The 11,934-nt window shown below is 72.7% G+C and carries 8 protein-coding genes; 5 read left to right on the top strand and 3 right to left on the bottom strand.

Features of this window, described 5'->3' with window-relative positions; all coding sequences use genetic code 11:
• Positions 1-110 precede the first annotated feature (110 nt).
• Positions 111-992: a 3-hydroxyacyl-CoA dehydrogenase family protein gene (locus ACFY00_RS14635; protein WP_388031144.1), complete on the top strand. Its 882-nt coding sequence runs from the start codon at positions 111-113 to the stop codon at positions 990-992.
• Here ACFY00_RS14635 and ACFY00_RS14640 read toward each other — a convergent pair.
• On the bottom strand, positions 965-2,227 hold the full coding sequence (locus ACFY00_RS14640; RefSeq protein ID WP_388031147.1) for a glycosyltransferase: 1,263 nt from the start codon (positions 2,225-2,227) through the stop codon (positions 965-967). The two genes, ACFY00_RS14635 and ACFY00_RS14640, sit on opposite strands and share 28 nt — an antisense overlap.
• Before the next feature lie 287 nt (positions 2,228-2,514).
• Here ACFY00_RS14640 and ACFY00_RS14645 point away from each other — a divergent pair, with 287 nt between their 5' ends.
• The 3 genes from ACFY00_RS14645 (at position 2,515) to ACFY00_RS14655 (ending at position 6,956) form a co-directional block, all read left to right on the top strand.
• On the top strand, positions 2,515-2,664 hold the full coding sequence (locus ACFY00_RS14645; protein ID WP_388031149.1) for a hypothetical protein: 150 nt from the start codon (positions 2,515-2,517) through the stop codon (positions 2,662-2,664).
• Positions 2,665-2,729: 65 nt separating this feature from the next.
• On the top strand, positions 2,730-3,668 hold the full coding sequence (locus ACFY00_RS14650) for an aldo/keto reductase family oxidoreductase (RefSeq protein WP_388031152.1): 939 nt from the start codon (positions 2,730-2,732) through the stop codon (positions 3,666-3,668).
• Positions 3,669-4,202: 534 nt separating this feature from the next.
• Positions 4,203-6,956, top strand: coding sequence for an AAA family ATPase (locus tag ACFY00_RS14655; RefSeq protein WP_388031155.1), 2,754 nt, complete (start codon positions 4,203-4,205; stop codon positions 6,954-6,956).
• Between the two features lie 104 nt (positions 6,957-7,060).
• Here the strand turns inward: ACFY00_RS14655 and ACFY00_RS14660 are convergent, their stop codons facing one another.
• Positions 7,061-8,122 (bottom strand): alpha/beta fold hydrolase, encoded by a 1,062-nt coding sequence (locus ACFY00_RS14660; protein ID WP_388031157.1) that lies wholly within the window; start codon positions 8,120-8,122, stop codon positions 7,061-7,063.
• Positions 8,123-8,434: 312 nt separating this feature from the next.
• Here ACFY00_RS14660 and ACFY00_RS14665 point away from each other — a divergent pair, with 312 nt between their 5' ends.
• Entirely contained in the window at positions 8,435-10,681 is a 2,247-nt protein-coding gene (locus ACFY00_RS14665) for an ATP-binding protein (RefSeq protein WP_388031159.1), read from the top strand.
• A 143-nt stretch (positions 10,682-10,824) separates the two neighbouring features.
• On the opposite strand, the gene ACFY00_RS14670 is transcribed toward ACFY00_RS14665, so the two are convergent.
• Positions 10,825-11,826: a hypothetical protein gene (locus ACFY00_RS14670; RefSeq protein ID WP_388031161.1), complete on the bottom strand. Its 1,002-nt coding sequence runs from the start codon at positions 11,824-11,826 to the stop codon at positions 10,825-10,827.
• Positions 11,827-11,934: the final 108 nt, after the last annotated feature.

The following is an 11,934-nucleotide window of genomic DNA, read 5'->3' on the forward strand; positions in this document are numbered from 1 at the left end:
GGAGCCGGCCCGGCCGGGCTCGTCCAGCACGTTCCGCACGCACCGAGAACCAGTTGGCAACCGTACGAGCCACCACCCGCGCGTGGTGCTCCAGAGGAGATGAGCAGCAGATGGCTTTCACCCTTCCCACGGACGTGGAACAGCGGCCGGTCGCCGTCATCGGAGCCGGCACCCTGGGGCGGCGCATCGCGCTGATGTTCGCCACCCGCGGCGGCGAGGTCCGCATCCACGACAGGTCGCAGCCCGCGGGCGAGGCGGCGAAGGCGTACGTCGAGGAGCACCTCGCCGAGGTGGCCGGACGCGTCGAGGGCGGCACGCCGGGGCGGGTCGAGGTGACCGACGACCTCGCCGAGGCGCTGTCCGGGGCATGGCTGATCGTCGAGGCCGTCCCCGAGCGGCTCGAACTGAAGAAGAGCGTCTTCGCCGAGCTGGACGCCGCCGCCGAGTCCGACGCGATCCTCGCCAGCAACTCCTCGTCCTACCCGACCAGCCAGTTCATCGACCGGGTCGGCCACCCCGAGCGGGTGGTGAACATGCACTTCTACATGCCCCCCGTGCAGAACGCCGTCGACCTGATGTCGGACGGGCGGACCGACCCGGCGGTGCTCGCCTTCCTCAAGGAGGAGCTCCCCAAGTACGGCGTCTTCCCGTTCGAGGCGCACAAGGAGTCGACCGGCTTCATCTTCAACCGCATCTGGGCCGCCATCAAGCGCGAGTCCCTGGAGGTGGTCGCCGAGGGCGTCTCCACCCCGCAGGACGTCGACCGGATGTGGGAGATCAACATGGGCACCCCCGCCGGCCCGTTCCGGATGATGGACCGGGTCGGCCTGGACGTCGTCCTCGACATCGAGGAGCACTACGCCACCGAGCGCCCCGGTCTGCCCGAGGGCCCCCGGAAGCTGCTGAAGCAGTACGTCGAGGCCGGCCACCTCGGGGTCAAGACCGGGCGGGGCTTCTACGACGACTACAGCGACGGCAACGCCGAGGGCTGACGCGGAACGACAACTGGAACGCCCGCGGCCAGGTCGAGCAGGAGGTCGGCGGCCACCGAGGCGCCGTCCGTCCGGATCGTGCCCGCGACCGCTTCGGCCCGCTCCCGTACCTGCGGGCTCAGTGCGGTCTCCAGGGCCGCCGTCAGCGATTCGACCGTCGGCGCGGGGTCCGTGTGCGCCGTTCCGATGCCCAACTCGGCGATCCTGGAAGCCCAGTAGGGCTGGTCGGCGATCAGCGGCACGACCACTTGCGGGGCTCCGGCCCGGGTCGCCGTGGTGGTCGTGCCCGCGCCCCCGTGGTGGACGACGGCGGCCGCCCGGCGGAACAGGGACTGCTGGTTGACCTCGCCCACCACGAAGCAGTCGTCGCCGTCGTCCACCGCGTCCAGGCCGGCCCAGCCGCTGCCGATCACGATCCGCCGCCCGTGCGCGCGGCTCGCCCCGACGGCCGCCCGCGCGGCGTCCTTCGGCGCGTACGCCGCCATGCTCCCGAAGCCGACGTACACCGGCGGCTCGCCTGCGTCCAGGAACGCCTGCAGGCCCTCGGGCAGCGGCCGGGTGTCCGGCAGGATCCACGCGCCGGTCTGGAGCGGGTCGAGCTCGGTCATCCCGGCCGACGGGCACAGCACCGGGTCCGCAGCCAGCCACGGACGCTCGGTGAAGACGTGGTCGCGGACGTTGTCCACCGGCGGCAGCCCGATCGCCGCGCGCCCCCGGTTGACGGCCTCGCCGTACAACTCGTTCACGCGCTCGGCGTCCTGCTTCCACAGCACCTCGTAGTCGGTCTCGCCCTCCGGGGACGGCGTCCCCGGGCGGCGCCCCGGCCGGAAACGCCGCGAGGGAAGCCCGAAGACGTGGAAGCAGGCCAACACGTACGGGACACCCAGCTTCTCCGCGACGTCCCGCGCACCGGCCGGCATCAAACCCGTCGCCAGGATGGCGTCGCACCCCCGCGCCGCCACCGCGCCCAGCGTCTCGAAACGGGCCTCGACCAGCGCCGGAGCGAGCTTGAACGCGTCCTGCCCGGTGGGCGGCTTCGGATTGGCGACGATCGACTTCACCGTCGGACCGAGCGGAACCACCTGCGCACCGGCCCGCTCCAGCAGCGCCGTGAAGTCCTCGTCCGGCGGCGCGCACACCACCGCCTCCGCACCGCGGGCCCGCACCTCCGCCGCCAGGGCGGCCAGGGGCTCGATGTCCCCCCGAGATCCCCAAGACGTCAGTACCACGCGCATGTTCGGCTCCCATTTTCGCAGGTCAGGGGATTGAGGCGTCGATTCTGCACCCTCATGGGGGCCTTGCCGCAAGCCCCCGATGACGCTATATCTTGAAAATGGAGGGGAGTGGATTCGGGCTTCGAGCCTCCCGAATTTCTCCGAGGCGGTCGTTGGTGGGGTCCTCCCGGCAGCTACCGACCGGGCCGCCCCGGATGTGCACGACCGGCCGGAGACGGCGCGGTGGGGGTGCGGCCGGCGTGAGGGCGGACCGGCACCGAGGACATGGGCGCCGCCTGCCTCGTCCGGTGGCCATGACGTCCCGCTGCCTGTGCCGCGCGGCGACGGCGGTGGCGCCGTCCGGGTCCTGGAGCATCCGCAACAGCGTGCTGCCCGGCAACACCGCCGCCCGGCGGGGCGCCGACCCGGCCCGCCCCCGCCGGTACGGCGTCCCGTGAAAGGCATGATGGTGGAGCCCGCTGGGGGTGGCGGCGACGGAGTTCGTGGAACGAAGGGTGAGGACATGGCGGAGAGTCGGGTCGTCTACGGCTGCATGGGCCTGGGCGGTGGCTGGGACCGCGAGGCGTGGACCGCGGCCGACGTGGACCACGCCCGGCAGGCGGTCGAGGCGGCCCTGGAGGCGGGCATCACCGTCTTCGACCACGCGGACATCTACCGGCACGGCAAGGCCGAGGCCGTCTTCGGCGAGCTGCTCGCCCGGGACCCCGGGCTGCGCGGGCGGGTCACGCTGCAGACGAAGTGCGGCATCCGGCTGCCCGAGGACGGCCGGATCGGCTGGTACGACCTGCGCGGCAGCAGCATCGTGCAGCGGGTGGAGGAGAGCCTCACCCGGCTGCGCACCGACCACCTCGACACCCTGCTGCTGCACCGGCCGGACCCGCTCGCGGATCCGGAGGACGTGGCCGAGGCCCTCACCTCGCTGCACCGGCAGGGGCTGGTGCGGCAGTTCGGCGTCTCGAACATGAGCGCACCGCAGATCGCCCGGTTGCAGCGCCCGTTGGAACTGCCGCTGATGGCGAACCAGTTGGAGATGAGCCTGCACCGGCGGGACTGGCTGGAGTCCGAGGTGCTGGTCAACACCGTCGCGGGGGCCGAACTCGGTTTCCCCGTCGGCACGGTGGAGTACTGCACCGAGCGCGGCATCCAGTTGCAGGCCTGGGGGCCGCTGGCGAAGGGGCGCTTCACCGGCGACCCGCGGACGGAGGCCGACCGGGCCGCCGCCGCCCTGGTCGCGGAGCTGGCGGAGCAGTACGGAACCACCCCGGAGACCGTCCTGCTGTGGTGGCTGCGGCGTCACCCCGCCGGCATCGTCCCGGTGATCGGCACCAGCCGACCGGAGAGGATCCGCGCCTGCCGCGACGCCGTCTCCCGGGACCCGGCCCTGACGCACGAGGAGTGGTACCGGCTCTGGGTCGCCGCGCGGGGACAGCTGCTGCCCTGACCCGGGTCGGTTCGTGCCGCGGCGGACGGCTGCCCCTCGTCGTCGACGTCTCGGCCGGCACCGTCCACGACCAGCACGGACTGATCCCCTTGGTCCAGGGCCTCCCCGAGGAAACACGACCCGGAACGAGGCCTGCACCACCGCCCCCCGCCAGGGCGTCGAGTCGGGCCGGACCCCGGACCGCCACCGGTGGGTGATCCAGCGGACCACGGGCCGGCTCACCGGCTACCGCCGGATCACCTGCCACGAACGACTGGCGAGGATCACCACGCGAGCTTGCCTCCGCCCGTCGAACTGCCTTTCAACTGCCTGGTCTGTGAACGGTCCGGCTGGGAGATTGGTAGCGCGGAGAGCGACAACTCGCGGCACCGGCCGATGACGTGTTCCTCCGCCCGGCCCCAGGTGATCCCTCGGGGTCCGCGGGGCAGCACAGGTCCCGGGACCGTCCCGGACGCGGAGCGGAGCACCGGGCGTGGGCCGACACTCAACAGCACCGGCTCGAGCCGGTCCGTTCGGGAAGGAAGCGTCAGCGCCATGGAGTCTTCCGCGCCGCCCATCGTGGGCCGTGAACTGGAGCAGTCGGTCCTCTCTTCGTTCGTCTCCTCGCCCGAGGGCGCGGTCCTCGTCCTCAGGGGCGAGACGGGTGTGGGCAAGAGCGCCCTGCTCGAACACGCTTCCGGGCAGGCGGGGAGTGCGGGGTACCGGGTCGTCAGGGCGGTCGGCGTCGAAGCGGAGTCGCAGCTGCCCTTCGCCGGGCTGCACCAACTGCTGTACCCGCTGCTCCCGTACGCCGAGCGCCTGGAGGCGGCGCACCGGGTCGCCTTCGACGTGGTCTTCGGGCAGAGCGGGGAAGAGGCTCCGTCCGTCATGACCCTGGGGACCGCGGTCCTCGACCTGATCGTCGTTGCGGCCTCGTCGACGCGCCTGTTGCTGGTACTCGACGACGGCCAGTGGTTCGATCCGGCCAGTGCCGAGATCTGCGGGTTCGTCGGCCGCCGCCTTGCCAGTACCACGGTGAAGCTCCTCGTCGCGTTGCGTCCCGAGAGGACGTCCGGCTTCGACTCGGCGGCCCTTCCCGAACTGCCGGTGCGGCCTCTGCCGGGACACGCTGCGGAGCAGTTGATCGACGCGCACCATCCCCACTTGGGCCCGGTGGTGCGGCAGCGGGTCATCGATGAGGCCCAGGGCAATCCGCTTGCCCTCATGGAGTTGCCCGCCTACCTCGCCGGAAGGGGCGACAGTTGGGCTGCCGGGGCCTCCGACTGTGACGTCGTTCCCCTCCCCGACCGCTTCCGGCAGGTGTACGGGGCGCGTCTGGCGCCGCTGACGCCGATGCTGCGGGGGGAACTGCTGCGGGGGGCGCTGGACGGTGGGGAGACCGGAGCCCCGGGCCGCGTCCGCGCCGCGCGCTACCGCATGCGGGACGTCGGCGAGGCCGTGGCGGCAGGCTTGCTGGATCTGGATCCGCTGACGGGTGAGCCCGTCTTCCGGCATCCGCTCGTACGGTCGGCGGTCGTGTGGGCGGCGGGTCCCGACGAGCGGCGCTCGGCCCATGCGGCCCTGGCGCGGGTGCACCGGGACGATGTCGAGCGGCGTGCCGTTCACTTGGCCGCCGCTGCCGCGGGACCGGACGAAGAGGCCGCCGTCGCGCTGGAGCGGGCCGCCGCCTCGGCGACCCGGCGCGGCGGCGCGGCGGCGGCGGTGACCTGGCTGAGCCGTGCGGCAGAACTGAGCGGGGCCTTCGAGGACCGCTCCCGCAGGCTCGGGGACGCGGCGTTCGTCGCCGGACACGCCGGCCTGCTCGGTCAGGCCCAGCGTCTCGTCGACGTCGACCGGGCACCGAGCGGGGCCGGGTCGCCGACCGCTGTCCTGGTGGCCGCCTACACCGCGCTGTACGAGGACGGCGACGTGCACTCCTCCCACCGCCAGGTGGCAGCGGCCGTCGAGGGGCTCCGTGACAGCGGTGCCGCGCGGCCGGACGGGGAACTGGTCCGGCTGGTGAACCTCCTGCTGGCCATCAGCCAGTACGCCGGCGGCGACGCGTGGGAACGCACCCACCCGTTACTGGACTCCCTGGGCCACCTGCTGCCCGTGAAGTCGCGGATCTACCAGGACGCCTGGAGCGACGTGGTGCGCCGGGGAACCGGGGTCCGCGAGCGCATCGCACGGGAGAGCTCCGCGTACCCGGACCTGGATCCGTGGGACGTCACCCGGCTCGGTGTCGCCGCCTACCACGTCGACGCGCTCAGCCAGTACCGCTCCCGGCTTCCGCGCGCGGCGGAGCGGGAGCTGCGCTCAGGGGCCGCCGCGAACGGCATGACCATGCTGCACCTGGTCATGCTCGACCAGACGGCTTCGGGGCGGTGGGAGGCGGCCGAGCGGACCGGCCGGCGCGTGCTGGACCTGGCGACGGCTCACGGGCACCGTCTTTTCGCCCACCAGAGCCGCGCCTACCTGGCCCTCCTTGCGGCACTGCGCGGCGACCTGGGCCGTGCCCGCGAACTGCAGGCGGTCGTCGACCAGTGGGCCCGCCCCCGTGGGATCGGCTTCCTCACCCAGATCACCGATGCGGTGGGAACCACCGCCGCCCTGAGCGAGGGGAACTACGAGGCCGCCTACCGCTGCGCGGTCGGCATCACCCGGCCCGGCACGTTCGAACCCGGCGCGCATCAGGCCTCCCGCACGCTGCTCGACCTCGTCGAGGCCGCCCTGCACACCGGCCGGGCCCGGCAGGCCCGCGAACACGCCCTGGCTGCGCGGACGGCGGGCCTGCCGGACATCTCGCCCCGCCTGGCCCTGACCACCTTCGGCGCGCTGGCCATGACGGCCGAGGACGACGACGAGGCCGCCAGGATGTTCCAACGCGCCGAAGCCCGTCCCGGCGCCGACTTCCCCTTCGAGCTGGCGCGCATCCGTCTCGCCCACGGTGCCCGGCTGCGCCGCGGTCGCAGGCCCAAGGCGGCACGGCCGCTCCTGGGGCAGGCCGTCGAAGCCTTCGAACGGCTCGGCGCCGCGGCATGGGTAGAACGGGCGCTCGCCGAGCTGCGCGCCTGCGGGGTGCCCGCGCAGAAGTCCGGCACGGACCCGGGGGCGCTGACCTGGCAGGAACACCGGATCGCCGACCTCGCCGCGAGCGGTCTGACCAACAAGGAGATCGGGGAGCGGGTGAAGCTTTCCCCACGCACCGTCAGCTCCCATCTGTACCGGGCGTTCCCCAAGCTGGGCGTCTCCTCCCGCGCGGCGCTGCGTGACGCGCTCAGCGGGGCCCCGGCGGACGCCGAGGCCTAGCCGGCCCGTGCCGCCGCGCCGGCGGCGCCGGGACGCCGCACCCCGCCGGGCACGGGCGGAGCCGGGCCGGAGGGGCGTCCGCGGCCGCCCCTCCGCGGCCCCGTTCAGAAGCGGTCGACGTCCACCACGGCCTGGGCGAACGCCGTGGGCGCCTCCTGCGGCAGGTTGTGTCCGATGCCGGGCAGCGACCGGTGCTCGTACGCGCCGGTGAACATGGCGCGGTAGGCGGAGCCGTCGCCGGGAGCGGTGAACGGGTCCAGCAGGGGGTCGAGGGTGATGGTCGGCACCCCGATCGTCGGCTTCAGGGCCAGCCGGTCCTCGTAGCGGTCGTAGCGGCGTTCCCCTTCGGCCAGGCTGAGCCGCCAGCGGTAGTTGTGGATCACGACCGCGGCGTAGTCGGGGTTGTCGAAGGCCGCCTCGGTGCGTGCGAAGGTGGCCTCGTCGAAGTTCCAGGTCGGGGAGACCGTCTGCCAGACGAATCGGGTCAGGTCGCGCCGGAGGTCCTCCCGCTCCATGGCTTTCCTGCCGCGTTCGGTGGCGAAGTAGTACTGGTACCACCAGGTGTGCTCGCTCGCCGGGGCGATCGGTTCCAGCTGTGCCTGGCGGTTGGTGATGAGGTAACCGCTCACCGACACCAGGGCCTTGACCCGCTCGGGCCACAGGGCGGCCAGGATGTCCCCGGTCCGCGAGCCCCAGTCGAAGCCGGCCACGACCGCCCGGTCGATCCTGAGGGCGTCCATCAGTGCGATGACGTCCAGCGCGATGGCCGACTGCTGGCCGTTGCGGAAGGTCCGGGGCGACAGGAAGCGCGTGGTCCCGTGGCCGCGCAGGTAGGGGACGATCACGCGGTAGCCGAGGTCCGCGAGGAGCGGGGCCACGTCGACGTAGCTGTGGATGTCGTAGGGCCAGCCGTGCAGGCAGAGGACCACCGGCCCGTGAGCGGGTCCCAGGTCGGCGTAGCCGACGTCGAGCAGGCCGGCCTGGACCTGCTTCAGGGGCGGGAAGGCGGTGTGGGTACCGGGGGTGAGGGCGGGCACGACCGGGGCGTTGCCGGTCCGGCCCGAGGTGGGCGCGGCGGCGGAAGTGCCCTGCAGGCCGGCCAGTGAGACGGCGGCCGCTCCGGCGCCCAGCCCCAGGGCCTTGGTGAAACCACGCCTGTCGATCATGTGATGCCTTTCGGGAGAAGCGGATGCGCCCCCGCTCGGGACGGGGAGCGCCGGAACGTGCTCAGGTGCGCGGAGCGGTGGCGGCCGACGGCTCGGCCCCGCGTGCCCGGGTGCCGACGGCGGGACCGGTGCACCTGCCGACACCTGCACTCTGCCGCGTCCCGTGGCTCGGGAGCATCAGTCACATGACGGTCGGCACGGGACGGCGGGCAGGCTTCCGAGATCTTCCGGACGCTGTTCGGCACAGCTGCCCGGACCGCGGAGGTCCTCGGCTCGGGGAGGGAGCAGTGGTCGATTGCTACCTTTTCGGTCGTGACCAACGACAGGAGCGGGTTCGGTGGGCTGCTGCGCGAGGCCCGCCAGCGGCGGCAGTTCACTCTGGAGGGCCTCGCCCAGGCGTCCGGGGTGAGCGTGCGGGCGATCAGCGACATGGAGCGGGGCAGGAGCCTGCCGCGCCCCGCCACGCTCAGCGAGCTGATGGACGTCCTGGAACTGGAGGAGGACGCCCGCAGCCGCCTCGTGCAGGCCTCGGTGCGGCACACCGTGCAGGTCCCGCGGCAGCTCCCGCCCGACCTGGCGGCCTTCCGCGGCCGCGAGGCCGAACTCGCCGTCGTCCTCGACCACACCGACCGCGCCTTCGCCCGGGGCGGCCACGTGGTGATCTCGGCGATCGGCGGCATGGCCGGGGTCGGCAAGACCGCTCTGGCCGTGCACTGGGCGCACCGGGTGGCCGACCGCTTCCCGGACGGCCAGCTGTACGTGAATCTGCGCGGTTTCGAGGACTCGCGCGATCCCCTGGACCCCGCGGACGCGCTGGGGGGCTTCCTGCGCGCGCTCGGTGTGGCCGGCCAGGAGATCCCGCCGGGTGCCGAGGAGCGCGGGGCGCTGTTCCGCGAACGTGCCTCGGGCCGGAAGATGATCGTCGTCCTCGACAACGCCAGGAGCGCGGAACAGGTGCGGCCCCTCCTGCCGGCGTCCCCGGGGTGTCTGACGATCGTCACCTCGCGCAACCGGCTCGCCGCCCTGGCGGCCACCGAGGGGGCGGCCCTCGTCGGTCTGGACGTGTGGACGGAGGCCGAGGCGCTGGCGGCGCTGGCCGCCAGGCTCGGGGACGGACGGTGCGGGGCCGAGCCGTCGGCCGCGGCCGAACTGGTCGAGTTGTGCGGCCGCCTGCCGCTGGCCGTCGCCGTCATGGCCGCCCGGCTCAGCGCGAGCCCCGGCATGACGCTGGGTTCGGCGGTGCGCGAGCTGCGCCGCACCCACCCGCGCCTGGACGCGTTCTGCGCCGACGATCGGCGAGCCGATGTCCGCGGCGTCTTCGCCCTCTCCTACCGGGCGCTCCAGCCGGACACGGCGCGTTTCTTCCGCCACCTGGCCATCCACCCCGGACCGGCGGTCTCCGCCGAGGCCGCGGCCTCCGTGGCGGGCGTGCGGATGCCCGCAGCCCGGCGCCACCTGCGCGACCTCACCGGAGCGGGCCTGCTCTTCCAGGACTTCCGGGGGCGCTACGTCCTGCACGACCTCCTGCGCGCCTACGGGTCCGAACTCCTCGACGAGGAGGACGACGACCGCCTCGCCGCTCAGGTCCGACTGCTCGACTACCTCTGCCACAACGCCCGCGCAGCCAAGCGGCTCCTCCTGCCCCGCTCCACGGACGTACCGATCGGCGATCCGGTTCCGGGAGCCGTGCACGTGGCCGTCGGTAGCCGCGAGGAGGCGCTCGACTGGTGCGAACAGGAAGAACCCACCCTGGCGCTCGTCCGGCGTTCCTGCACCGGACCTGCCCTGCGGCGCGGTCGCCTGGACCTCGCGCTGCAATGGGCGGCCTACAACGAGGTGGAGGGGCGTTGGAGCCAGGAGGTCGAAGCCTCGCGCGCCGCCCTTGCGGACGCCCTCGAACTCGACGACCCCTTCGCCGTCAACAGGAGCGGTCACCACCTCGTGCGTGCCCTCATCGAGACCGGACGCCTGGAGGAGGTCGGAGAACCCTTCGCTCATGTCCTCCGGTACCTGGACCGGCTACCTGCCGAGTGCCGTGCGCGTGCCGAACGGGATGTCAGCTGGGTGTACCTCTACCTCGAACGCCCGGACCTGGGCCTGCGGCACGCGTTGAACGCCCTGGCGACCGCCCGTGACCTCGGCCAGCACGGTGAGGTTGCACGCGCCCTCGCCGACGCGGGCTGGCGCCTCGTGCAGCTCGGCCGGCACCGGGAAGCCGTCGCCCGGTGCGAGGAGGCGCTCCTCCTCCTGCGCGAGGTCGGGGACCGGCACTACGAAGCCGCGACCCACAGCACCATCGCCTACGCCCAGCAGTCCCTGGGCCACCTGGAGGCGGCCGTCGCCGGCCACCGCCGGGCGGTGCGCGTCTTCGAAGAACTGCACGACCGCTACAACCAGGCGGAAGCCCTGGACAACCTCGCCGTCGTCCAGCTGGAACTCGGTGCCGGTGAGGATGCCCGGGCGAGCTGGGAGCGGGCTGCGGAACTGTTCACCCAGCTCCGCGTCGCACGCGCCGCGGACTTCCGCGCCAAGGCGGACGCCGTCCCGGAGGGCCGCTGACCGCACGGGACCGGCGTTCGACGAGGCCCGCCGGCGCTGAGGGGAGAGCCGCGGGCGACGAGGGCGCGGGCCGGGCGGGTGCGGAGACCGTGCTCCCGCACCCGCCCGGCCGCGTCATGGTGGCGCGTTCACCTCACCGGGCGTCAGAACTGCCGGGACTGCTTCCACCAGACTCCGCCGTTCGCGGTGGTGGCGAGGAGGTAGACCGTCGCGGCGTACGCCACCAGGGTGGGGCCGTACCGGCCGATGAATCCGTTGATCTCGGCACTCCAGTACCCGTACCAGCCCCCGTTGGCGTAGATCGAGGCCAGTTGGATCCGCTGGCTCCCCTGCTGGCGGACGGCTACCTGACCCCTTCCGTTGTTCGTCATCGCGACGGCCGGCTGGGCGTCCGTCAGCACGCCCGGCAGAATGTTCCAGCCCCACCAGCTTCCGGAGCCGTAGTTCTGGCGGATGATGTTCACCTGGTTGTCGGTGCCCCGCCACGCCAGCACGATGATCTGGGCTTCGGGCTCGTAGGAAAGGGCGGGCGAGGAGTCGCTCGTCGCGTTGGGGACCGCCACCGGCAGGTCCCAGAAGTCGTTTCCGGCGTTGTAGAAGGCGCCGTAGATGTTGTCGCTGTCCTGCCCGCGGTAGGCCAGGAACATTCCACGGCTGGGCAGGGAGGTCACCGAGACCGACCTGTTGTTGGGCGTGCGCACGTCGTGGGGCACCTGGTACCAGAGGCTGGGTGCCACCAGGTTGCCGCTGACGGTGACGTTCGAGTAGAAGACGTATCCGTTCGTCCCGGTGTGGAACACCCGGAACACCGAGGAACCGCCGCTCGTGCGGTCGAACGCCACCACCGGAGAGACGTAGGTCGAGGCGTTGGGCAGTTGGACGGGCCTGCCGTGGTTCACGGCGATGTAGATGTTGTTGTCGGACCAGCCGTGCCAGACCTGTACCAGGGTGTTGAGGTTGGGGTCGCGGGCCTCGGACATGTCGCCGTCCGAGTAGACCTGCACGTTGTTCTCGACCTCCTGGGTCCAGCCGTTGCTTTCGCCGGGCTCCGCTGCGAAAGCCGCGTTGTTCGAGAAGAAGAGGACGGACACGGCCGCGATGAACGCGACCGTGAGCAGCCGCCACCGCTGCGCGAGGGGATGCACGGTCGTGCCTTTCGTCAAGGGGTGGTCAGAGTTGGTTGTGCGGTGGGGACGGTGGTCCGGAATGCCCCGGGCACCGAGGGGGGAAGGGCACTCGCGTCGGCGGGTGCG

It is taken from the genome of Kitasatospora sp. NPDC001540 (assembly GCF_042894345.1).
Lineage (GTDB): Bacteria > Actinomycetota > Actinomycetes > Streptomycetales > Streptomycetaceae > Kitasatospora > Kitasatospora phosalacinea_C.